This is a genomic window from Jeotgalicoccus psychrophilus DSM 19085 (genome assembly GCF_000425845.1).
In the GTDB taxonomy this organism is placed as follows: domain Bacteria; phylum Bacillota; class Bacilli; order Staphylococcales; family Salinicoccaceae; genus Jeotgalicoccus; species Jeotgalicoccus psychrophilus.
This window is the reverse complement of the sequence record NZ_KE384463.1, coordinates 237,903-260,161: the sequence shown is the minus strand read 5'-3', so window position 1 is coordinate 260,161 and position 22,259 is coordinate 237,903. Positions and strand designations below refer to the sequence as shown.

At 38.3% G+C, this 22,259-nt stretch carries 23 protein-coding genes; 6 read left to right on the top strand and 17 right to left on the bottom strand.

Going from position 1 to position 22,259, the window contains the following annotated elements; genetic code table 11:
* Nucleotides 1-91: 91 nt before the first annotated feature.
* The 3 genes from H625_RS0110060 to H625_RS0110050 all read right to left on the bottom strand — a co-directional run bounded on the left by H625_RS0110060 (nt 92) and on the right by H625_RS0110050 (nt 2,577).
* On the bottom strand, nt 92-871 hold the full coding sequence (locus H625_RS0110060; protein ID WP_026859791.1) for an acetoin reductase: 780 nt from the start codon (nt 869-871) through the stop codon (nt 92-94).
* A gap of 114 nt (nt 872-985) precedes the next feature.
* A complete protein-coding gene (locus tag H625_RS12995; RefSeq protein ID WP_169516134.1) occupies nt 986-1,813 on the bottom strand; it encodes a hypothetical protein in 828 nt (275 codons plus the stop codon).
* A 203-nt stretch (nt 1,814-2,016) separates the two neighbouring features.
* Nucleotides 2,017-2,577, bottom strand: a complete 561-nt coding sequence (locus H625_RS0110050; protein WP_026859790.1) for a DUF488 domain-containing protein — start codon at nt 2,575-2,577, stop codon at nt 2,017-2,019.
* 117 nt (nt 2,578-2,694) lie between these two features.
* Here H625_RS0110050 and H625_RS13925 point away from each other — a divergent pair, with 117 nt between their 5' ends.
* Both H625_RS13925 and H625_RS13920 read left to right on the top strand, forming a co-directional pair.
* Nucleotides 2,695-2,862 carry a hypothetical protein gene (locus tag H625_RS13925; RefSeq protein ID WP_169516128.1) on the top strand — a complete coding sequence of 56 codons (168 nt, stop codon included), beginning with the start codon at nt 2,695-2,697 and terminating at the stop codon, nt 2,860-2,862.
* A complete protein-coding gene (locus H625_RS13920) occupies nt 2,844-3,371 on the top strand; it encodes a TVP38/TMEM64 family protein (RefSeq protein ID WP_342664946.1) in 528 nt (175 codons plus the stop codon). The genes H625_RS13925 and H625_RS13920 overlap by 19 nt, the downstream gene beginning before the upstream one ends.
* A gap of 79 nt (nt 3,372-3,450) precedes the next feature.
* On the opposite strand, the gene H625_RS0110040 is transcribed toward H625_RS13920, so the two are convergent.
* Both H625_RS0110040 and H625_RS0110035 read right to left on the bottom strand, forming a co-directional pair.
* Nucleotides 3,451-3,639: a hypothetical protein gene (locus H625_RS0110040; protein WP_026859789.1), complete on the bottom strand. Its 189-nt coding sequence runs from the start codon at nt 3,637-3,639 to the stop codon at nt 3,451-3,453.
* A gap of 19 nt (nt 3,640-3,658) precedes the next feature.
* Nucleotides 3,659-4,921, bottom strand: coding sequence for a Y-family DNA polymerase (locus H625_RS0110035; protein WP_026859788.1), 1,263 nt, complete (start codon nt 4,919-4,921; stop codon nt 3,659-3,661).
* Between the two features lie 174 nt (nt 4,922-5,095).
* Between H625_RS0110035 and H625_RS13640 the strand changes: the two genes are divergently transcribed.
* Nucleotides 5,096-5,191, top strand: coding sequence for a type I toxin-antitoxin system Fst family toxin (locus tag H625_RS13640; protein WP_156897220.1), 96 nt, complete (start codon nt 5,096-5,098; stop codon nt 5,189-5,191).
* Nucleotides 5,192-5,440: 249 nt separating this feature from the next.
* Here H625_RS13640 and H625_RS13775 read toward each other — a convergent pair whose 3' ends face one another.
* The 6 genes from H625_RS13775 to H625_RS0110000 all read right to left on the bottom strand — a co-directional run bounded on the left by H625_RS13775 (nt 5,441) and on the right by H625_RS0110000 (nt 10,141).
* Entirely contained in the window at nt 5,441-5,629 is a 189-nt protein-coding gene (locus tag H625_RS13775; protein WP_169516133.1) for a helix-turn-helix domain-containing protein, read from the bottom strand.
* Nucleotides 5,630-5,678: 49 nt separating this feature from the next.
* Nucleotides 5,679-7,037, bottom strand: coding sequence for a M20/M25/M40 family metallo-hydrolase (locus H625_RS0110020; RefSeq protein ID WP_026859787.1), 1,359 nt, complete (start codon nt 7,035-7,037; stop codon nt 5,679-5,681).
* Nucleotides 7,038-7,092: 55 nt separating this feature from the next.
* On the bottom strand, nt 7,093-7,494 hold the full coding sequence (locus H625_RS0110015; protein WP_026859786.1) for a hypothetical protein: 402 nt from the start codon (nt 7,492-7,494) through the stop codon (nt 7,093-7,095).
* Complete coding sequence (locus H625_RS0110010; RefSeq protein WP_026859785.1) at nt 7,473-7,895, bottom strand: hypothetical protein; 423 nt, start codon at nt 7,893-7,895, stop codon at nt 7,473-7,475. The genes H625_RS0110015 and H625_RS0110010 overlap by 22 nt, the downstream gene beginning before the upstream one ends.
* 223 nt (nt 7,896-8,118) lie before the next feature.
* Nucleotides 8,119-8,463, bottom strand: a complete 345-nt coding sequence (locus tag H625_RS0110005) for a hypothetical protein (RefSeq protein WP_026859784.1) — start codon at nt 8,461-8,463, stop codon at nt 8,119-8,121.
* A 385-nt stretch (nt 8,464-8,848) separates the two neighbouring features.
* Complete coding sequence (locus tag H625_RS0110000) at nt 8,849-10,141, bottom strand: hypothetical protein (RefSeq protein ID WP_026859783.1); 1,293 nt, start codon at nt 10,139-10,141, stop codon at nt 8,849-8,851.
* A gap of 672 nt (nt 10,142-10,813) precedes the next feature.
* Here H625_RS0110000 and H625_RS0109995 point away from each other — a divergent pair.
* The gene (locus H625_RS0109995; protein WP_026859782.1) at nt 10,814-11,653 is read left to right on the top strand and encodes a DUF6602 domain-containing protein; all 840 of its coding nucleotides are present in this window, start codon (nt 10,814-10,816) and stop codon (nt 11,651-11,653) included.
* Between the two features lie 128 nt (nt 11,654-11,781).
* On the opposite strand, the gene H625_RS0109990 is transcribed toward H625_RS0109995, so the two are convergent.
* Nucleotides 11,782-12,543 (bottom strand): SDR family NAD(P)-dependent oxidoreductase, encoded by a 762-nt coding sequence (locus H625_RS0109990; RefSeq protein ID WP_026859781.1) that lies wholly within the window; start codon nt 12,541-12,543, stop codon nt 11,782-11,784.
* Between the two features lie 331 nt (nt 12,544-12,874).
* Here H625_RS0109990 and H625_RS0109985 point away from each other — a divergent pair, with 331 nt between their 5' ends.
* Nucleotides 12,875-14,302 (top strand): NAD(P)H-binding protein, encoded by a 1,428-nt coding sequence (locus H625_RS0109985; RefSeq protein WP_026859780.1) that lies wholly within the window; start codon nt 12,875-12,877, stop codon nt 14,300-14,302.
* 476 nt (nt 14,303-14,778) lie between these two features.
* On the opposite strand, the gene H625_RS0109975 is transcribed toward H625_RS0109985, so the two are convergent.
* Genes H625_RS0109975 through H625_RS0109960 form a run of 4 tightly spaced genes read right to left on the bottom strand, consistent with a single transcriptional unit; the run spans nt 14,779 to nt 19,621 of the window.
* Nucleotides 14,779-16,290: a hypothetical protein gene (locus H625_RS0109975; RefSeq protein ID WP_026859779.1), complete on the bottom strand. Its 1,512-nt coding sequence runs from the start codon at nt 16,288-16,290 to the stop codon at nt 14,779-14,781.
* A 14-nt stretch (nt 16,291-16,304) separates the two neighbouring features.
* Complete coding sequence (locus H625_RS13295) at nt 16,305-18,029, bottom strand: AAA family ATPase (protein ID WP_084135824.1); 1,725 nt, start codon at nt 18,027-18,029, stop codon at nt 16,305-16,307.
* On the bottom strand, nt 18,019-18,795 hold the full coding sequence (locus tag H625_RS0109965) for a hypothetical protein (RefSeq protein ID WP_026859778.1): 777 nt from the start codon (nt 18,793-18,795) through the stop codon (nt 18,019-18,021). Before H625_RS0109965 ends, H625_RS13295 begins: the two co-directional genes overlap by 11 nt.
* Nucleotides 18,776-19,621, bottom strand: coding sequence for a hypothetical protein (locus H625_RS0109960; protein ID WP_026859777.1), 846 nt, complete (start codon nt 19,619-19,621; stop codon nt 18,776-18,778). Before H625_RS0109960 ends, H625_RS0109965 begins: the two co-directional genes overlap by 20 nt.
* A 251-nt stretch (nt 19,622-19,872) precedes the next feature.
* Here H625_RS0109960 and H625_RS0109955 point away from each other — a divergent pair, with 251 nt between their 5' ends.
* Entirely contained in the window at nt 19,873-20,610 is a 738-nt protein-coding gene (locus tag H625_RS0109955; RefSeq protein ID WP_026859776.1) for a MerR family transcriptional regulator, read from the top strand.
* 73 nt (nt 20,611-20,683) lie between these two features.
* Here H625_RS0109955 and H625_RS0109950 read toward each other — a convergent pair whose 3' ends face one another.
* Complete coding sequence (locus H625_RS0109950) at nt 20,684-22,045, bottom strand: M20/M25/M40 family metallo-hydrolase (RefSeq protein WP_026859775.1); 1,362 nt, start codon at nt 22,043-22,045, stop codon at nt 20,684-20,686.
* Nucleotides 22,046-22,259: the final 214 nt, after the last annotated feature.

Below are 22,259 nucleotides of genomic sequence, written 5' to 3'. Positions count from 1 at the left end.
TTCATTGCTATACCTCAAATATCAAAGAGCACCCCTAATCAGAAATATCTGATTAGGGGTGCTTCGCTTTTACAGATTAAAAATTTGAAGATTATCTATAGACAATACCGCCATCAGTTAAGATAGCCTGACCAGTAATATATCCTGCATCTTCAGAAGCAAGGAATGCTACTAAGTTCGCCACGTCTTTTGGTTCCTGGGTGCGTCCTAAAGAAATAGAAGAAGCGTATTGTTCTAATGCTTCGCCTTTCTTAGTACCAATAACATCCATAAACTTCTCATCTAAACGTTCCCACATTCCTGTTGCCGCAATACCAGGACAATATGCATTAACGGTAATATCGTCTTTGGCAAATTCTTTCGACGCAACTTGAGTTAAGCCGCGCACTGCGAATTTAGATGCACTGTAAGTTGACAGGAAGTCGAAACCTTCGTGCCCGGCAATACTTGATGCATTGATAATCGTTCCGCCGTGGCCCTGCTCTTTGAGCTGCTTGGCTGCTGCCTGAATTCCAAATAGGACACCTTTAACGTTAACATCTAAAACAAAATCAATATCTTTTTCAGTAATATTCTCTATCTGCTCAACTGCGCCTTCAACACCAGCGTTATTTATATAAACATCTAATTTACCAAACGTATCTACTGCATGTTTAACCAGGGCAGTGTGATCATCCTGTTTTGAAACATCCGCGACTTTTGCTGTCACTTCGTAGTTTTTACCTTTAAGTTCTTCTAAAGTCTCATTAAGCACTTCTTCATTAATATCACTTAATACAACTTTAAAGCCGTTTTCGCCTAATTTTTCTGCAATACCTTTACCTAAACCTTGAGCCGAACCTGTAATTACTGCAACTCTGTCTAATGTCATGATATATAGCCTCCAATTAGTTTGTTTATATATAATATTATATACTTTTCATGTTATATTTACTAAATTTTCGCTCAATTAAGATGCGGATATTAAATGTTCCCTTCCAAAAAACTATCTCTGATACATTCTCAGTATTCTTTTCCACTCTTGCTGGGCATCCTGGTCTCCTGATATTTCAAACTCACGTCCCGGCGGGTATTCTCCATATGTACCTTCATCATCGTACTCTCCGAATCCTGATGAGAAACTCATATTTTCTTTTTTACCAATCAGTTCATAAACCACGCCGTTGTTGGCCAGCATATACTTGTGGATATTTGTATCCGCCAGCGCTAATCTGGAGTAACCTTCAGCTGTACCTGGGAATGGTGCATCCGTATCTTCTCCAAAGTCACCGCTTGCAGGCTGATAAAATGCCACGCCGCCGACAGCATGTATATCAAAATGATCGAAGCCGGGGTTATCCTGATTTTGAGTTTGTACTTCACCATCAGGCGTCATAGCATACCAATCCCCGCGTCCTGCTGCTCCATGACTGAAGTACATATTGGTTACTGCCATATTTCCAATTTCGGCGCGTTCTATCGCCCAGTCATAGAAGTGCTGGGTCATTTCCTGCTGTTCTTCCATAGTGAACTCTTGTACAGCGAGTTCAGCTGTTTCTTCTTCAACAGCTGCAGTTTTCTTATTGTCATTCTGCGATGCCGCTTCACCTTCTGAGTCTTCTGCCTTATCCGCTTCACTAGCCGTATTTTCTTCGGCTTCTTCTTTTTCTTTCTCTGCCAGTTCTTTCCGCAGCTCTTCATTTTCTTTTTCTAATTCCGTCAACTCATCATTGGATTGTTCTTCGGTTGACGCTGTTTCTTCCTGACTGTCCGCTTCACTTTGTTCAGCCTGTCCATCACCGCAGGCGCTGACAAACAGAATCATAAGTAACACACTGATTCTTTTCAAGTAGCTTCTTCCTCTCCCAGATTAAGTTTGCTCTATTACTTATAATATATACATTTATGTGAGCAATTGATATAAACGGCTTCGAATCCCCGGTTTTAGTCATATCTTCTTCAAATGAGTCCCATATATAAAGACCCGTTCTGTGACTTAGGCGGGTCTTGCAATATTAATAGTCAATTCTTTTAAATTTACTTATTCGTTGTTTTCTTAGGATAAACGACCTCCCCATCCTCTTCTATGATCGGCATGGCACCCCATTGTCCCAGCTGATGCGGGACTATTTCTATTTCACCTTTATTATTCACTATTATATGACCGACATTCACATCGTGGGCAACTAACCAGTTACTAACAATTAAACGGTGGCATCTGGATGGATGACGTTCAGCACATAAAATAGCGACTGTATTTTCTTTCGCATCTTCCATCAGCAACTTGATGCCTTGTTTGAAGTCGTCTGTCAGCGTGTAGTCTGCGTAGTTATGAAATGATTGATTTTTCCAGCCTTCATTCAAATTTTCTCCTACAGTGCCTGACCGTTTTCGTCGTCCGCCGAGCAGTTTATTATGAAAATATTTTACATCATTATCTTCTAGCCACGCCTGAAATGATTCTTGATTATATTGCGGATGGCTTTTACTGTTAGGAAATGACCGCACATCCATCACGAATGTCACATCTGCTGTTTGCAGCATTTCCTGAAATTTATCGAGTGAATAATCAAAATGACCGACAGTATAAATACGCATAGAACAGCTGCCTCCTGTAGTTTTAAAATTTTTAAATATCTATTCCCTTTTCTTAAGACCTTAGTTAAAGTAAAGAGATATATCATCCGATAAAAATTCGAGGAAAGAGGAAACATAATGAATTCAGAAAAAGATTATACCGATGATTTTTCTCTCCGTTCAATCATTTCCCTATTAACTTTAGTAGTATTCATAGGCATATTGATATGGTTAAGTTTTAATGTACATATTCCAAAACCTGCAGTTTTAAAAGAGATGATTCAAGGATACGGCTGGGCTGGCTGATTTTTATCGGCATTACAGCCCTGATTGCTATTACCCCGATCCCTGTCACTATTCCGGCCTTAGTCGCAGGTTCTCTATACGGTGTCATTGCCGGCAGCTTATTTTCTTTTACCGGTATATTACTCGGTTCTTGGATTGGCTACTGGTTAGCGAGGTTCACAGGTAAAGACCTGACATTCAAACTCCTTGGCAGACATGGACCGACGGTTGAAAAATATTTGAATAATGCAGGTTTCTTAGCCATGTGTACAGCACGACTGATTCCGGGACTGCCCTATTGGCCAGTCAATTACGGCTCAGGCGCTTTAGGTATCAGCCAGTACGTCTTTTTGTCAGCAACCTTGATTGCTTCCATCCCGGGGCAGGTTTCCCTTGTCCCCCTTGGCACCTTCGCAGCCCATCAGTCTCTCTTTAACGGCATCATGCTGGTTACAGCCTGGATGACAGCGCTCACAGCCATTTGTATTTCTTACCGTTACTGGCGAAATAAACGTAAGGAGAGTAAATAACCGTCTAAAAATCACAGAAAGGAACAGACACAGGTGATTAAAAACATCCCTGCAACATTAACCAGGATCGCTGACAAACTCAGTTTTTTCGCTCTGCCTTCCCGGTTTGCGTGATTAAGAGTATAACGACACTTAAGATCGCGAGACCGATGGCTATATAATACGGCAGACCCAACGGTGACAGGTAAATATTGCCCGCTTCATTCGCCTCAATCGCCGTAATCAAGTAGATTAAGTTCAATATTGATAAAATAAGTATCAGTATCATATCACTCCTTATCCATATTCTACCTTTTATGGCCGGCGATTAAACCTTCCCGGAGTTTGAGTGTAGAGGCTTCGGTGCAGCTGATGGCCCGCATTACACTCAGCTGGCCATATTTCACTTTCAGTGCATCGATGGTCTTCATCAGCGCTTCTTCTTTCAGCATTTTATCGACGTCCTGAAAAAGTGAGACCTGTTTCTGGCTGTCCGGGATAAAGTTCGTCAATGTCACGCTAATCGTCCGGTACAGGGCGTACGGATCTGCGAGTTTCTTCAGCTCCTGCCAGAGTCTTCTCATAATCACATCTTCGCTGTTGGTGCCTTCTTTAATGGTAAACTGCTTGCGGTAGATATGACCGTCTTTCGTGCCGAGGGAAAACTGCACGGTACGTACGAGCTGGTGCATGAGCCGCATACGGTGTGTCACTTCATCGACATGTTCAAACAAAACAACATAAGTTTCGCTGAACTTGTAATCCCGCATGAGTATCTGGCTCTTTGCAATCGACGGCGAATGGACCTTATGCTTTTCGCTGATTTTGCTGAAATCGATGCCGTTGGCGTGCAGATGCCAGTCGACACCGATAATGCCGAAATCCCGCTTCAGGTACTCGTGCGGATAGTTGGCCAAATCCCCAATATTAAAAATTCCCCGCTGGTTCAGTTTCTTTTCACTTTTCTTATTGATGCCCCAGAATTTACTGAGCGGCTTAATGTGCCACATTTTCTCTACCACATCCTTATACCGCCATTCGGTAATCCCGTCCGGCATGTGCTTGGCTTCAATATCCAAGGCAACCTTACTTAATAACAAATTATCACCGATACCGACCGCAGATTCGATTAAGGTCTCTTCATAGATTTCGGTCTTTATCTTCCTGGCAAGCTCTCTCGGTGAAGCGGCAAACAGTTTGTAGCTGTGCGTGACGTCCATAAAGAACTCATCGACAGAATACTGATGAAAATCTTCAGGTGCGACGTATTTGAGTGCAATTTCCGTAATACGCATGGAGTAATCCAAATAGATTTTCATTGAAGGATTGATAATGTAAATATCGCTGCGGCTGGGAATCTCAAACAGCCTGGACCCCGTCTTAATGCCGAGTTTCTTCAATTCAGGTGTCGCTGCGAGCACAACAGAACCGATACTCTTTGTGTCCCCTACCACAGCGAGTTTGGTTGTCTTCGGATCCAGCCCCTTCAGCCTGCATGACACGCTGGCAAAGAAACTCTTTAAATCGATGCACAGAATATCATAGTGCGGACATAAATTATAGTCATACATGAATACCACTCCTATATAGAACGTATGTTCTATATTATCATACAAGTGCGGAAAATATCGGGGTTTCATTTTAAAAAATTTAAAATATATCGAACAAACGTTCTATTTTTGGTATAATTAGTATATCGCCTATCCAGCCCGGGCGAAATATCGACCGGGAGGAGGTGGAGTATTATGTGTACTATTTTTGTATATCTCGTTGGCCCGATTATCGTCGGGTGCATCGTGCAGCTGTTTAGGTACTGGCTTGAACAGCAAAGAAAAGAATAGGCGATAAAACACCAAAAAACCCCCAAGCGCTCAGCCCAGCACTTGGGGGTTTGGTGAAGTAATGTGTACTATTTTTGTTACCTTTAATTTAGCATAATGTGAATCTAATTGCCAGTTTGAGACAATCTTATTGTTTAAAATATAAAATGAAGCCCCAATCTACGACCATAGATTAGGGCTTCGGTGAAAGCAATGGATTTCCTTTTTGTGAGTTAATTATATCATCAGACATCGTACAAATACAAAAATTCAGCCGTTTCTTTTTAAATTATTTCTATCAACTAAATGTTTATCATTTTCATCTGATTTCTCTTTTTCAATCGCTTTCTTGAGAGATTTTTTGAGCGGCGGGTTCTTTTCCATCAGCTGCATTACTCTGGTAGCAGATCCATTAGGGGTAGAACGCCCTATTTCCCATGATTCTATAGTAGTTGTCAAAACCTAATATTATATTCTAAATATCTCGAAAATATCACTTTATTTTAATTTACTCCCTAGACCTCTCTCCCAACTCTCTCACCAAATTACACGTGCATTTAATCCCATTCAAAAAGTTTTCTACTTTCAAATTTTCATTGGGTGAATGGTTGTGCTGGTCGAAGTTGGCGTACGGCATAATGATGGATGGCGTGTTTAATATTTCTGTCCACACATAGTCCGGGAGTGAGCCCGGCATGCTCGGCTGGACTAAGGGTTCTTTACCGTAGGCGTGACCAACAGCATCGGTCACGACCTGTACAATCTCCAGTTCCGCCGGTGTTCTGGATGGCCGCATGGCGCCTTTATAAGTCACAACCACGTCTGGATTTACTTTCTTCACGTGATCTTCAATTTTCTCAAATACGTATTCCGGGTCCTGGTCCGCCACCAGCCGGATATCCATATTGACAGTCGCACTCGCGGGAATAATTGTTTTTGCATGTTTACCTATGTAACCGCTCTCTATGCCCGCAATATTAAAAGTCGGTTCCATGGTCAGCTTATGGTAATAGGACGCCCCGTCCATATCCAAATCTCCATAGCCGATTTTCTCTGCAATATCTGCCTGGTCGTAAGGCAGCCGCTTCAGGAGTTCTATTTCTTTATCACTCGGCTCGCGTATATGATCGTAAAAACCATCCACCAGCACCTGGCCTTGATCATCACGCATGGTGTTCAAGAGCTCAACCATCTTCCACACCGGATTCGGCACGATATTTCCCGTATTACCGGAATGATTATCAAAATCCGCGCCACTGACAGTCATTTCAAGAGTCAGCACCCCTCTGACACCAAGCAGAATTAAAGGATTGCCGCTGTTATGAGATGAACCGTCTGCAGTATAGACTAAATCCGCTTCAAGCAGCGTTTTGTGATTGTGGACAAAATCGGCGAGATGCACACTGCCGAGTTCTTCTTCCCCTTCAAAGATAAACTTCACGTTAATCGGAAGCTCGCCGTAGAGCGCTTGATAAGTCTTCAGTCCGAGCAGCTGGGCCATCAGCTGTCCTCTGTTATCACCAGCACCTCTCGCGTATATTCTGCCTTCTCTGATTTCGGGTTCAAACGGATCAGAATGCCACAGTTCCAGCGGTTCCACAGCCTGGACATCGTAGTGGCCGTATATTAATAAGGTGAAGCGGTTTTTATCGTTTAGAATTTCTCCGTAAACGACCGGATTTCCGGCTGTTTCGATAATCTCGGTATGAATACCGAGACTCTCCATGTCGCCCTTTAATACATTGGCGCAATTTCTAATCTCATCAGTGTCGGTGCTGATACTTTTAATCTTAAGCAAGTTAAACAGCTGATTCAGGTAGTCGTCACGGTGCTGTCGAATAAAATCATCCATCTTTTCAAGTGTCATGTCATCCCTCCACTTAGTACTTATACAATAAATCCAAAAAGATATTACTCTTTTTTTATTCGACAGACATAGGTGATTGCGAATGAAATATAATTGCTTCTTTAATAAAGACATTATTTAATTGACTATCATAAAGATGTGCGTCACTTCCAGGAGATACTCGAATGGTACCAGCTAACATTGAGCGTATACCTGCATCTTTTGTACTCACCGGAACAACTGATGTTACTACATCAGAGATTTCTTTAAAATCTAGAAAAGATATAACTTTTCTTATCGCAGATAATTCACCAATATTGTCTAATTCTTTTCCTGATACTAATAAAGTATAGGAAAGTTTGTCATTCTCGAAAAAAGTATTTTCCGGAACAAGCATTATCAATATATTTTTCGGGTGGAAGAGAGTATAGACTAGTGTAAAACTCCTGATTTTATTCACCAATACTTCTTTGTCCATTTGTACACCCCACTTTTACCATCAAGTACTTCCAACGTTTCTGCAGCATCCATTTTTTTAAATTTATCTACACTTTCATATCTTAAGTTTATGTTCCAGTTTTTTATATATAACCAGTTAGCCTGAAATTTTTCATCTTTAGCACTTTCAACTTTTAGATACTGTTCAATCCCAGAAAAAATCAATAATTTTTCGAGATTATGACTCCTATATTTTTTATCAGAAGGAAAATAATTACTATTAAGATTCTTACAAATTAGATACTTAAAAGAAAACTCTAATACTATGCCACCTTCTTTGGTCACATCGGAATACTGGTCAGCATCATATAATATATTTAGTGTTTTCATTTTATTAATTGAATTACTTTTCAAATCATCTTTATGAAGTTGATTTTGCATCCATATTCCCCTATTCAATATAAATTTAAATGCTGTACTTCAAAATACAGTGTTAACATGAATTCCAATTTTTTATACAAATCTTTATTGTCACAATATTACTACAATTTAAGGGTGAATGATAAATGTTTGAATTAAAACATAAAAAAATACACCTATGAATCACCATAAGTGTAAAAACGATTCTTCAATTCTTAATACAACCCCGTCCCCGCCAGTCTGATCAGACGGGCGGCAATATATTTCTTGGCTTACGAACTATCTTCAAAACTTTTTCATCAAATATATAGTTTCTTTCTCTAAAGAAAGTGTGCGATTTGCCGTCTTCTTCATAATAGTGAAAGCCTTCTTTTAATGAGTCTTTGCTAGTATCTTCACTCTCCGGAAGACTATTCATCAGTGTATATTCATATACATCTGCTTCACTCACGGTAAACACATCGCCATAGCTGTGATGCATCATATTATCGACACCGAGTGTCTGACAGGCATAGTCGTAAGCACGTCCCCTCTCGCCAAGTAATACTTTAATCTGCGTTTCTTTGTCGACATGATAAACATCCCCCATCCGGTACATCTATAAAGTTATATATAAAAGATGCCATTAAATCAGCAAATGCCCCGGGGTCACAATTTTATTAGAAATGATAAAATGATGAAAATTAACTGGAGCTCTTCCAATACAATTGAATAGAAAGAGAAAAACAGAGTTATTTTCTCCCCTCTCACACCACCGAACATATGGTTCCGTATTTGACGGTTTAATTTATATTACAGTACACACTTTCAGACATATATTTGAAATGGCTCTATGAAGGACTTTAGACTGACCAATATAACGATACCCTTTACTTCGCATCTATATTATTAAAACTCTTATAAGTATCCAATTGCCATCAGGTTTTGATTATAAACTTTGTTATCACTAACAACTTTTATTTAAAAAAACACTGTTAGTTTTGATGATTCCATCGATTAATTCTCTGTCCCCCATTGATCAATATATCTGAATAATTTTCTTGGGAAATTATTTCAGAATATAATTTGCTAATTACGTCCTCATTTACTATTTCACTAGAAATTTTAGTTTGAATTACCTTTTGTAAATCTGATAAGTTTTCTATATTATTTTCTGAGTGCCCCACTAGAAATATCATATAAAGCTTTAATATTCCTTTGCTATTATCACTATTGGGGTTTAATCTTACTTCTTGGTCAAAATCTTCAAAAAATTCTGTTACAAATCTTTTTAAACCTTTAAGATGTATTGATTGTGAACTTAAAATCTCTTGAATATTTTTGCAAATAAAAGATGCAACTTCATAATCTTGATTGCAACCATACATTAAGCTATCTTGAAAAATTTTATAGTTATTAAAATACAATAAAGCTTTCCAATAAAATAAATGACTCCCATTCTTGATGAAAAATATTTTAAAGTCCTTAGAGCTGTTACTTTTTTCAAGATTATTAGAAAAATTACAAAAAACTTTTTCAGGAAAATCATATTTAAATTCATCACTTTTTCCATCCAGTTTTAATTCTTGGACAGTAAAATTGTATTTATATAACACGGAATCACAAATTCTCACATTGTAAATTGCGATACCAAAAAAACTGATTAAGATATTAACAGAATTATCTTGTCCTACATATGACAAAAATGTATGACTTCCAAAACTAATTCTACTTTTTATTAAATTCATAATTTTTTCATTCTTAACGATATTTACTATTTTGTCTCCTATACCTTGAGTTATATATTGAATAATTGGTTCAAAGTCATTCACTTTAAAATTAATATTATTTTTTAAGCAATACCATTCAAAAGCAATTTTTGCCATTAATCTATACATTTCTTTACTAAAAAATATATTCAAATCAAAATTAATACTTTCAGTAATTTCTATTTTGTTTACATCAATTTCTTTTATATCATTTTCGTTAATATTATTAATTTTTCGTAACTCATCTAATGGTGCCAATAGAGTTTTTCCATCTATACTTTTCATCTTTTTATTATGAAATTTTTTTGCTTCAGACCCCATTTTAGATTTAAATGACTCACCTTCAATCTCATATGTTATTTCATAAGGGAGATAATCTTTACTTTTACTCGATTTAACACTTAACGAGTTTGTAATAAATGCTAGTTCCTTAATTATTTTATATTCAAATTGATTACTAAATTTGTTGTTATGCTCTATCTTACAGACATTTGGATTAATAACTTTTCTATTAGTCAATGCGTCCGGAATTATATCTGAATTAGATAAATCTTTAGAGGTACCACAATATATACATTGTCTTATAATAAGTTCTCATTCCAATACTTTTAAATTTTTTTAATGCATTTATAAAGAATATAGTTTCGCAAATATTAAACTCTTAAATCATCTAAAAACATTTCAATTTAATATTGAGATAAAAGTTACAGTATTTTAAATTATCTATACTCATATTTCCAAAAAGCTTTACTTTCTCAATACATAATTAAGTTAACCTTATAAGTATACAGTTCAGTTGGGATTATTTGTGCAGGAGAATATAAAATTAAATCCTGATATACAATTAGGGATTAAGATTACTTAGACTATTTTACTTTTTATGATTGTCTATTCTTTGTCAGGAATCTCTCTCAATTCTGGAAATTGGTATATAGTTCTAAGATTTATGTCTTTTTCACATGTTCATCCTCTCCAGTTTCTACTAAATTTATTATATTATAAACTCACTTCAATAAAGAATAGTCATCTTGTTTTAAATATTATATTTATGAAAATCTCTAGACTATGATTACCTTCTTTAAAGAATAATTAAGCTTTCAGTATTTTTAATGAAATTAAAAATATGAGGTATAATTTAAGAATACACTATATAGATATGATTAAAAATTCAGAAGATAAGAGGCTAATTAAATGTATAGTATAGATTATATCCGTTCACTATCGTTTGAGTTACTAAGTGTTAAAGACAGAGTCAGACATTTCATTGGAGATAGGCATTGGGGTGAAGATGGAAGATTCAAAGAAGTAATATTGATGGAGAAATTAGAAGAAATGCTACCAAGTTCTGTAAGTGTATGTACAGGTTTCATTGTTAATAATGATGATGAGAATAAAATATCAAAACAAATAGATATTATAATTTATAATAATTCCTATCCTTTACCTTTTTCATTAAATGATTTTGCTATTATTGATTATAGAAGTGTTGTTGGAGTAATTGAAGTTAAATCTAAACAAAGCGCAATGAGCTTAGCAAAAACAATTAAAAAGTCTTCAGAAATCTCGGAATTAATGAACAATAGGGAGTATTTCAATGGCATTTTTATCTATGAGGACGGTACGAGCATTGATAACAAACTTTTTAAAACATCCAGACCGGACCTCAATAAAATCACAGACTTACAAGATAAACACACTAAGAGAAGCAATAGTTTAAAAAGACAACCTAACAAACTAGCTCACTCTTTAGTTAAAGGTCTTGAAGAGGCGACGGGCAGAGTAAATCATATTTGTTTAGGACCACATATATTCGTTAAATACTGGGATAATAACAATCATACTTCAGGATATTATGACTTTTATGATATACAGGATCTTTCAGTTGGATATTTTATAGCAAATCTAATAGACGTAATTTTAACTTCAACAGGCGTTCCTCTAAATACTCTCGAGAGGGAGAAACGTTTATATCCTCTTCCAGAAGGTAAAATTAGTTATGAAATAGAACGTTATAGGGTTAATACCCAATGATATAAAGTAAAAAATGTCCCGAGTATAATAAGTTATACTCGGGACATTTTTTATAATAGTTTCGATACATAAATTCTGAAAAACTAGTTCCTCACTATAAATGAATTATTATAAATTATAATGGGCAGTTAATATGCACTCCAACCAAAGTCAGCTGCGATTGTCACACCGTTAATATAGGCGGATTCATTGGATGCGAGGAAGAGCGCGATATTGGCGATTTCTTCTGTAGTGCCTGCTTTAGTCATCATATTCACACCGCGTGTCGCGACTTCCATACCGAAGGTGTCGATGTTCGACATATTCGTTGTCAGCGGTGTAGGCACATGTGCAGGTCCGATGGCGTTGCAACGGATGTTGTCCGGTCCGTATTGTGACGCGACGTTTTTTGTCATGCCGACCACCGCATGTTTGGATGCAGTATAAGCCAATCCCCCGCGGCCGCCTGTTAAACCGGAGATTGATGCCATATTAATAATATTTCCCTGGCCTTTCTCCTGGAAAATCGGCAGTACTTTACGTGTAGCTCGCATGACACTTGTTACGTTGATATTCATGACGCGTTCCCACACATCATCGGTAACGTTGCTTGCTGCGAGCATGTTATCGGAGATTCCTGCATTATTGACTAAAACATCGACTGTCCCGAAGGCTTCGACTGTCTGATCAATCATTGACGCGATATCATCTTCCACGGTCACATCCACCTTAATTCCAATGGCTTCAGCACCCATTTCTTTCAGCTGGCTGACGGTCTGGTCCATACCCTCTTCATTAAAATCAGCAACGACAATTTTTGCACCTTCTCCTGCGTAAGTTAAAGCAATTTGTCTGCCGATGCCCGAGCCACTTCCTGTAATGACGGCAACCTTATCTGTTAATCTTCCCATGTCTCCCTCTCCTCATTCCCAATAATAAATACAAATTATATTTTGATAGTCTTTCTATCATATTTTATCGCTGGAGAAATTACCCGTCAAGTAAATACGAAAAGACCTCCAATCCAGTGTTCTGAATCGGAGGCTGATATTCAATTAATGCGCTGTTTGTCCGCCATCGACAGTGAATGTCTGTGCATTAGCAAATTTAGCTGAGTCAGAACATAAGAATAAAATCGTGCAAACAAAGCAGTTTATATACCGCTACGCACTTCACTCTATAAAGACTGTTTTTTAAAAATACGGGTATGAGTATAAAATATTAAGTTTAAGGAGTGAGTAGATGAAAATCTTGTTAACCGGTGCGTCGGGCTATATCGGCGGCAATTTACTAGAGAGTCTGAAAGATGATCACGAGATTGTTGCCATTTCAAGGAATACAAAAAATAAAGAAGATGAAAAGAATGTCACTTGGAAAGAAGCGGATTTATATTCCCAGATTGACATAGAAAATGTCATGGAAGATATTGATATCGCAATATATTTAGTCCATTCTATGCAGCCTTCTTCAAAACTGTCCCAGGCAAAATTCAGAGATATGGATGCGATACTCGCGGATAATTTTGCATGGGCAGCGAAACGCCAAGGTGTTAAACGGATTATCTATCTGAGCGGAATTATTCCGGATGATGATAAACTGTCGGAACATCTGAACAGCCGCCTAGAGTGCGAGAAAATACTCGGCTCATATGGTATTCCGGTCTCTACGCTGAGAGCTGGATTAATTGTCGGACCGAAGGGTTCGTCCTTCCCGATTCTCTATAATCTCGTTAAACGTCTGCCGGCTTTAGTATTACCGGCATGGGCTTATAACCGCACGCATCCGGTTGCGCTTAAAGACGTGATCACAGGTTTATCTAAAGTGGTAAAACGTCAGCCAAAAGAGAATGAGTCAATCGATATCGGCGGACCGGATGAAAAAACTTATAAAGAGCTGTTTCAGGAAACCGCAGAAATGGTCGGTAAAAAACTGCCGATGATGGATCTGCCGATCATCCCTATCTTCCTGTCAAAATTATGGGTGCGTCTGATTGCCCAGAAACCTAAAGAAATGGTCTACCCGCTCCTGGAAAGTCTGACTCATAATATGGTCATGAAGCAGAAAAACTATGTGGAAGGCATTTCGAATGCCCCGACGACGTTTAAAGAAAGTGTCCGCATTGCGCTGGACGGGGAAATGGATCAGGACACACCTTCCGCACCGGAGTTTGTGCTCAAAAAAGACCTTGAAAAAAATGATGTAAAATCAGTACAGCGTATCCGCATCCCGGAACAGTGGTCTGTGGATGATGTTGCGAATTACTATGTCAACTGGCTGTCCCGAATAGGCGGGAAGTTTATCACTACGAAAGTCAACGATGCTGAAACGTCGATTACACTGCCCTTCTTCAAGACACCGATACTCATACTGGAACGCTCGGAGAAGCGGTCGTATGAAGACCGGATACTGTACTATATTAAAGGCGGCAGATTTTCTAAAGTCACAAAAGACGGCCGTGCACGGCTGGAGTTTAGAAGAGTACTGGACTCCAATGAAGTATTAATTGCGATTCATGAATATGAACCGACACTGCCGTGGTTCGTCTACACGCTCACTCAAGCTAAGGTGCATTTACTGGTCATGCGCGCATTTGGATTTGAAACGGGAATACTCGCAAATACGCTGGATTCCAAGTATGCGAAATATGCATCCAGTCCGACGTCCAGCTGATAAAACGTTGCATATAAACAATGAGTCCGGTACAGTACCGGACTCATTGTAATTTTGACTGTATTTATTTTATTCGTTTTTACTGTACTCCCCGAGCGCTCTTATTAAATGATTGGAGCAATCTTAAACAGGAATTTTTTTTAATTAATTACCAGCCTGTGTTGTCTTCAGTCATCCACTTGGAAAGCTCTACCGTGTCTTCAAGTGTCTTGTATCCTTCTTGATTTTTGTTTTATATAATCTCACTAATTCAGTCACCAGACTTTTCACCTGGTTGAATTCATATACTTTCAACTGATTCATTTCTAATTTCCTCCTGTTTATTAGAAGTACTTTATGAAATGACATTATTATTCCATTAAAGCACTTCGTATTTTATAAAATAAGTGCTCGTTCGTATGATGACTGACATCTTACTGTGTCTCATCTGATCATCTCCTCGAAATTTAAATCATTGTTATTATAACAGAACTTGCTTACACACTCGTAATTCCGTCTATTTCTCCCATTCTGCCTTTATCTATCAGTTCTTTGTTCTGTTCGATAAAGTGCTCACGGCTTTCTGAGATCATCTTATTAAACCCGGCGACAACTGCTTCCTCTGTTTCGCCCCATAACTGGTGGTTGTAGTTTTTAAAATCCGGAATTACTTTTTTCGCTGCGTTTTTCCTTATATGTTTGGTCAGTCCTTTTTTCCATCCTGTGATGGATTTAAATACCATACCCGCACCAATCGCAGCACTGAGTGTCAGACCTAAAGGACTTGCTAAAAAGGCTGCAGCTGCACCGGCTTTTAACATTCCAAAGCTCGCGAGTATTCCGGATGCTTTAGTCAGCAGTGCCGTGCTTCCAAGTTTTCCGAATGAGGACATATATAAAGCGAGTGCGCCCGATGACCCGAGTCCTGCGAGTCCGGTGACAAACCAGTTTTTTGAGTTATTACCGAACTTAAGTCCGGATACGTTGATAAATTCATGCTCTATATTTTCAATCGCTTCGTCTGTTTTCTCGTTGAAATGCTCTATTTTACTACGGACTTCAGCATTGATGATTTCCACTTTCTCCATCAGCACATGTTCCGTAAATGCTTTCTGTTCCTTTTTCTTCATTTTAACACCTTGAGTTTCAATCTGTTCCAGTAATTTTTCTACTGTTAAGTCATCATAAAGCTGCAGCTTTATTAACTGATCAATCGACTGTTTATTCTCTACCGCCAGATTTTTCAGCATTTCTTTTTTCTCACGAATTCGTGATATATGCTTCTCAAAGTCTGTCAGCCGTTCGTTGAACGTTTTTGTGTTTGCTGATTTCTCTTTAATGTCTTCACTGATTATTTTATAAAATGAGTCATATTTATCAATAAGTCTTCCGTAGTCAATAACCGGTGCAACAGATGAACTGTCAAAGTCGTGAATCAGAACGCTGCTTCTTTGGTTGTTAAACGTTTTAACAGCACTTGGCAAACTGAATTTATCGACGACAATAACATATACGTTCTCTCCGTAGTCAGGAAGTATATAGTTGTCATAAATATTTTGTGTTTGTGATGAATCTGCAAGTAAAACTAATGTTTTATCTGATGATTCATTATTTATATTAACTGGCTGTTCTGCATAGATTTCTTCTTTGTTAAAGAGCGCCATAAAATTGATAACCAGAATATTAACCGGCTGTATAAAATTACGATAATTTAAATACTGTGTACTCTTAATTCCGCTTCGGTAATTAAGCAAATGAAGTGTGTCTTTATGTTTAACTTCTTCAGAGAGATTACGCGCTTCTATGTGATCAATCCCGAACAGCTCAAAGAAAAACTTCTCCAGAAAATCATCTGACTGTGTCAGCTCACAATCTATAATCAGATTAAATTCTCCAACTAGATTACGGAGGTTTTGTTCCGCAATGATTTGATCAGCAGTATTTAATTCTTTAAATTCAGCGACCTGATTGATGAATGTTTGCATATTACTAATGTTTTCGTCACTCATGAACACCCTCCGTTCTAACCATCCGCATTCCTGTATTTGCTGCGGTTTCGTTTTCTGTTCAGCATTTTTTCAATATCCTGATCGATTTTTTCTGAGATTTTACTTTCAAGCACTTCTGATATTTTATTTTCCAAAGCATCTTTACTCTGCTCATTATTACTTAAATACTTTAGTTCTTCCCCGTATATTTCTTTATAGTAAGCATCCAGTTCATTGTAAGTCTCAGCTGTCAGTTCTACTTCTCTCTTATCCCGGACAAAGTGTACTTCTTTAAAAAGCAGTGCTCTGATTGTCTCTGAATACCTGTTCGTACCGATTTCAGTTTTGGATAAATGAAACTTTCTGGCTGTACGGTTACATATATACTCTATATCTGCACCGGTAAATCCTGCTGATTCCCGGGCCAGCTGCTCCAATTCATCATCATGGAGCTTTAACGGAATTGCCCGCTTATTAAGCTTATCCTGAAACAGTAGCAATCTTGCCTCTTTACCAGGTTTACTTACATAGAAGATTTCATCGAACCGTCCTTTTCTTAAAAACTCAGGCGGCAGCACACCGTCAACGTTATTGGCAGTACCGACAACAAAGGCGCCTTTGTTATCATCACTCATCCAGCTGAGCAGTATACCAAATACTCTTCTTAATACCTGGTTGTCACTATCATTGACACCGGAGAATGCTTTTTCTATTTCATCAATCCACAGTACACAGGGGCTCATATGCTCAATGATTTTCAATGTTTCCATAATGTTTTTTTCACTGTCACCAACGTATTTCCCCATGATTTTACTGATATCGAATTTAATAAGCTTTAATCCTAAAGCATTCGCAGCGGCTTTTGCTGTCATACTCTTACCTGTACCAGGCTCACCTAAAATAAGTATACCTTTCGGTAATTCCACACCATTCGTCGTCAGCAGATTCATATTCGAAAATGCGGCCCGTTCTTCTTCAATATATGCTTTTAAATGATCCAGACCGATAATATCGTCAACATTCTCTGTAGTTTCAACAATGGATAATGTCCCCATTTTTTTAAGCATCTGTTCTTTGATCGTATATATTTCTCTCGATATGCTGCTGTCTATTTTACTATTGAATACTTTAATTCCAAATTCGTAAAATATAAACGACAGCGCCTGCGTTATTTCGTAATAGGATAATCCTTTAAGGTTCTCTATTAAGTTTGGGTCCATATTCCCGGCATCTGTATATGCTTCCAGATTATTCGTGCTGATAAATTCCTTAATAATATCGTAAATATCATTTTCATCCGGAAGCGGATTTTCAATAATCATTGCACCGTCTCTTAATTGAGGTGGAATATCATAATGACTGCCATTAAAAATAATTGTCGTATTATAATATTTATTCGTCTGTACTCTATGTACAAAAACACTCAGGATTTCACTCAGTTTGTCAGACTCATCGGTCCGGTTACCATTGAATAATGATTCTGCACCGTGAATAACAACAATCTGACCTTTGTCTGTCTTCAGTAATTCAGTTAATGCGCCGAGGAGTACATCATAGTCGCTCAGTTCAACGCTCGGATGTTCACTAAACCCCTGAGTAATATTAAAAGAAAATACATGTTCGATCTGACTTTTGGTTTTAAAACTTCTCATCGTTTTTTCGACTTCATCAAGACTGAATCTCTGCAGGAAAATAAGGGGAATATTTGATTGAATAAACTTGGTCACTTCAAATTCCAGTCTTCTGTTATTATTCATCATATTTCACCTCTATATATTCTGCATAAGCACTTGAGTCTTTTAAATCTATTTTAGCGCCAGGTGCATAAATTCTGTTGACCACCTGCTGCTCACTTCTTTTGTTATAAATATCAACAAACGAACGTGCACTTTCAGCACCTTCATATGCCGGAGTGAGATTCTCCAGTGTTAATGGTCCTTTACAGCTCGTGATTATAAATTTAGTCCTTAATTCTGTAATCTGTGTGAAATCATCTGCACGGTGTATCTCCAGACTGGATACATCATCGTCTCCCCAGTATCCGTCTTTAAGAAATACAAGTATATTTCTAATAAACTGCTCGGATATCTCACCGGAGTAGTGATCGATAGTAATGGAGAAGCCAAGGAAAAAATCCAGACTGCTGTTCATGAGTGCTGATTTCTCACCATCAGAAAGCTCGGCAAAGAATAACTCATAATCCAAAGTAATCTCTGTTATAAGATTTAAAACAGTTTTAAAATCATCATTTCTCTCTGACCAGAGTGTATTTAACAATTGCTGAAATGCCTCTTTTTCCGAAGTATAGGACACACTGTTATCCAGCATACTTATAAACTGATAATATCCTTCAATCGTGTCATCACTATTAACAACTTCAACAGCTAAATGATTACTTGCCCATATCTTCAAATCATCCGATTTAAATTTCTCATACAGCTCCAACTTATTTCTGTATTTAATTAATCCTGGTATGTCATGTATCAAATTGTTTCTGAATGAAATTTTAGGACTCAAAGTTCTCATAATCCGACTCCTTATTTTTGCTTGTCTCTTTACGTTCTGATGCTCTGTTTCTCACAAGTAATTTAGATTTCACTGTATTCAGAGCATCGACCATCTCTTCACGCTTTTCTTTGTCCAGTGCAGTCACTGCGACTGTAATGACAACACCTTGTATCAGCGCTGATTTCGGTCCGAATGCCAGCATTAAAATAGTCAGTCCATGTTCTCTGACAAGCGGATTATGCTTGACGAAGTCCATGATGGCAATAATATAATTCTCATACAGCTGTTTCATCTTCTCTTTCAGCTGGAGTTCAGTGAGTTTATTCTGCCCATGTTCATACACTGCATGTGAAACACTCATACTATGTTTAATCATCATAGTAAGCAGCATCTTGTAATTATCTTCACCGATATTTTTGTCAAGATCACGGCTGTCGAGCAGTTCATCTGCTAAAAGATACAGTTTATTAATCAGTGTCGTTTCCTCTTCATCGGTCATATTGCCTTCAAGATATGCTTTATATTCTTTAAAGCTCGAATACAGCGCGTTATCAGCTAAGTCAAAATGATCTTCCAGCTGTGAAAAAGTATTATTAAATAAATCCAGTCCTTCTGTAGATACTTCTTCCAGATCATCAAATTGACGTAACTCACGGTTAAATGACTGATCACTGTTCATACCGTCTTCCATATTCTCTGATCTTTGCTGGGCATATGCTTTCAGCTTGTCTCCAGCATTCTTCATGACTTCCCTGCCGACAACCATACTTGTTTCTTTAACGATTTCTTTAAATTGCTCACTGGCAATGACTGCTTTAAGCTGGTTCATCAATGCTGCATTCATAATATATCCCCCAGTTATCCGTCTCATTTTTATACGTTCGATGACAGATTCTATAATTTACACTTTGCTTTTACTTATACCCCAACAGGACGCTTCATACTCCTCTGCCCCTGCGTCAAATCAATGTATAGAATTATTCATTTTGTCACGTTATAGTACATAATAAAGACTCAGTCCATAAAAATATTAAAATACCGGTTGACCCTTACATAACGTCATACTCTATTCTTAATTTGTCAGGAGGTTTAAAAATGTATTATGTTAAAGAACTCAGTGAATGGACTGGTGTTTCCGTGCGCACGCTGCATCATTATGATTCCATTGGTCTTTTACCGGCTAACAGGAGCGACAATGGTTATCGTTACTATACTGATAAAGATCTCGATAAGCTTCAAATCATTCTGGCTTATAAGCATCTGGGATTTGAACTCCAGGAAATTAAAGAGATGTTTGCAGACAGTAAAGATAATCAGCTGACTCATTTAAGAAGACAGCTGCAACTGATGCATGATGAAAACCGGAGAATACTGACAATCATTAATACGCTGGAGTCTACGATTCTGGCGAAGGAAAGAGGGATTAGTATGACAAGTCAGGAACGTTTTAAAGGGTTAAATTACGATGATAACGAGGAGTACAAAGAAGAAGCGGCTGAAAAATACGGTAAAGAAGTGATTGATACAGCAGCTAAGAAACATCAAGGTAAAGAGCAGGAAATGACAGATGGATTTAATGAGCTGTTCTTTGCTTTTGCTAATAATCACTCGTCAGGTATTTCACCGTCCGATTCAAAAAATGTTGAACTTGCGAAAGCACTGCACCAGCATATACGTGAGTATTCATTCGACTGTTCGCTGGAAGTATTCGAGAGTATCGGACTGGGTTATGTTCAGGATGAACGGTTCAAAAAGAATATCGATCAGTTTGGTGAAGGCACTGCAGAGTATGTCAGTGATGCTGTAACTGCATACGTAAATGTAAATAAGTAAACTTTAAACACAAAAGGAAGCGGGATAAGAATCCCGCTTCCTTTTTCTATGCTCTAAACTTACAAATTTTATATTATAAGTCTTTACTGTAGTCCCCTAACGTCTTCACCAGATTGCACGTGCATTTAATGCCGCCAAAGAAGTTCTCTACTTTTAAGTTTTCATTGGGTGAATGGTTGTGCTGGTCGAAGTTGGCGTACGGCATGATGATTGATGGTGTCTTCAGGTAATCGGTCCATACATAGTCAGGCAATGATCCCGGCATGCTCGGCTGCACTAACGGTGTCTTCTTGTATGCCTCCCCCACAGCGTCTGTCACCACCTGTACGATTTCGAGATCCGATGGTGTTCTCGACGGATGCATTGCGCCTCTGTAAGTCACTTTAATATCCGGGTCGAATGCCTCGACGTGTGCCTCAATCTTCCGGAATATATCTGCCGGGTCCTGGTCGGCGACGAGCCTCATATCGATACTGATAGTTGCCGTCGACGGAATGATTGTTTTCGCATTGTCTCCTGTATAACCGCTCTCCATCCCAGCGATATTAAACGTCGGTTCCATAGTGAGCTTACGGTAGTACGTCTCCCCGTCCATGTTTAAGTCTGTATAGCCGATCTTCTCTCCGATGTCTTTCTGGTCATATGGTAAAGAAGATAAAAGTCTCATGTCCGTCTGTGATGGTTCCCTGATGTTATCGTAGAATTCTTCCACGAGTACTTTCCCGTTTTCATCCCGCATCGTGTTTAGGAGTTCAATCATCTTCCACATCGGATTTGGTACAACGTTCCCGGTATTGCCGGAGTGATTGTCAAAGTCTGCAGTTTTGACGGTCATTTCAAAGTTGAGTATACCTCTGACACCGAGCAGTATTAACGGATTGCCACTGTTGTGGGATGAGCCGTCGGCTGTGTAGACCAGATCCGCTTCAAGCAGCTCTTTGTTTTTCTTCACAAATTCAGGCAGGTGCACACTGCCGAGTTCTTCTTCGCCTTCAAAGACAAATTTGATATTAATCGGCAGCTCCCCGTAGAGTTCCTGGTACGTCTTAACACCAAGGAGCTGTGCCATTAATTGTCCTTTGTTGTCTCCAGCACCTCTGGAGTAAATTCTCCCGTCCCGTATTTCGGGTTCAAATGGATCTGATTCCCACAGTTCCAGCGGTTCAACAGCCTGAACATCGTAGTGGCCGTAGATTAATAAGGTGAAGCGGTTATTATCGTTCATCAGCTCGCCGTACACGACCGGATTGCCGCCGGTTTGCATAATCCGGGTATCAATACCGAGTGCTTCCATATCAGTTTTCAGGACGCCGGCACATTGTCTGATTGCCTCACTATCGGTGCTGATACTCTTAATTTTAAGAAAGTTAAACAGCTGCTCCATATACATGTCTTTTTGTTTCAGTAAAACTGAATCCATCTCTTCAAGTGTCATATCTGTTCCCCTTTACTAATTACTTTGTGAGTTGTCATAATATTACTACAATTTAAAAGGGAAAGATAATTGATATTTTATTTTGCTGTCAGTTACCCCCGCATAATTACACTCTTTGACAAATGTCCGCTGTCCTCTTACACTGTTTAAATCATACTAAATAACTCTGAATAGAAGAATTCAATTGGTCAGTCATATTAATACTGTGAGTCAA

What these genes read in the sequence shown, in the direction of transcription:
- H625_RS0110040 (WP_026859789.1), bottom strand. Translation starts at nt 3,639, where the DNA reads ATGATACTGATACTTATTTTATCAATATTGAACTTAATCTACTTGATT.
- H625_RS0109965 (WP_026859778.1), bottom strand. Translation starts at nt 18,795, where the DNA reads ATGAGAACTTTGAGTCCTAAAATTTCATTCAGAAACAATTTGATACAT.
- H625_RS0110020 (WP_026859787.1), bottom strand. Translation starts at nt 7,037, where the DNA reads ATGACACTTGAAAAGATGGATGATTTTATTCGACAGCACCGTGACGAC.
- H625_RS0109950 (WP_026859775.1), bottom strand. Translation starts at nt 22,045, where the DNA reads ATGACACTTGAAGAGATGGATTCAGTTTTACTGAAACAAAAAGACATG.
- H625_RS0110035 (WP_026859788.1), bottom strand. Translation starts at nt 4,921, where the DNA reads ATGTATGACTATAATTTATGTCCGCACTATGATATTCTGTGCATCGAT.
- H625_RS0109975 (WP_026859779.1), bottom strand. Translation starts at nt 16,290, where the DNA reads ATGAGTGACGAAAACATTAGTAATATGCAAACATTCATCAATCAGGTC.
- H625_RS0110005 (WP_026859784.1), bottom strand. Translation starts at nt 8,463, where the DNA reads ATGGGGGATGTTTATCATGTCGACAAAGAAACGCAGATTAAAGTATTA.
- H625_RS0109955 (WP_026859776.1), top strand. Translation starts at nt 19,873, where the DNA reads ATGTATTATGTTAAAGAACTCAGTGAATGGACTGGTGTTTCCGTGCGC.
- H625_RS13295 (WP_084135824.1), bottom strand. Translation starts at nt 18,029, where the DNA reads ATGATGAATAATAACAGAAGACTGGAATTTGAAGTGACCAAGTTTATT.
- H625_RS0110010 (WP_026859785.1), bottom strand. Translation starts at nt 7,895, where the DNA reads ATGCAAAATCAACTTCATAAAGATGATTTGAAAAGTAATTCAATTAAT.
- H625_RS0110060 (WP_026859791.1), bottom strand. Translation starts at nt 871, where the DNA reads ATGACATTAGACAGAGTTGCAGTAATTACAGGTTCGGCTCAAGGTTTA.
- H625_RS0110050 (WP_026859790.1), bottom strand. Translation starts at nt 2,577, where the DNA reads ATGCGTATTTATACTGTCGGTCATTTTGATTATTCACTCGATAAATTT.
- H625_RS0109990 (WP_026859781.1), bottom strand. Translation starts at nt 12,543, where the DNA reads ATGGGAAGATTAACAGATAAGGTTGCCGTCATTACAGGAAGTGGCTCG.
- H625_RS0109995 (WP_026859782.1), top strand. Translation starts at nt 10,814, where the DNA reads ATGTATAGTATAGATTATATCCGTTCACTATCGTTTGAGTTACTAAGT.
- H625_RS13640 (WP_156897220.1), top strand. Translation starts at nt 5,096, where the DNA reads ATGTGTACTATTTTTGTATATCTCGTTGGCCCGATTATCGTCGGGTGC.
- H625_RS0110015 (WP_026859786.1), bottom strand. Translation starts at nt 7,494, where the DNA reads ATGGACAAAGAAGTATTGGTGAATAAAATCAGGAGTTTTACACTAGTC.
- H625_RS13925 (WP_169516128.1), top strand. Translation starts at nt 2,695, where the DNA reads ATGAATTCAGAAAAAGATTATACCGATGATTTTTCTCTCCGTTCAATC.
- H625_RS0109960 (WP_026859777.1), bottom strand. Translation starts at nt 19,621, where the DNA reads ATGAATGCAGCATTGATGAACCAGCTTAAAGCAGTCATTGCCAGTGAG.
- H625_RS0109985 (WP_026859780.1), top strand. Translation starts at nt 12,875, where the DNA reads ATGAAAATCTTGTTAACCGGTGCGTCGGGCTATATCGGCGGCAATTTA.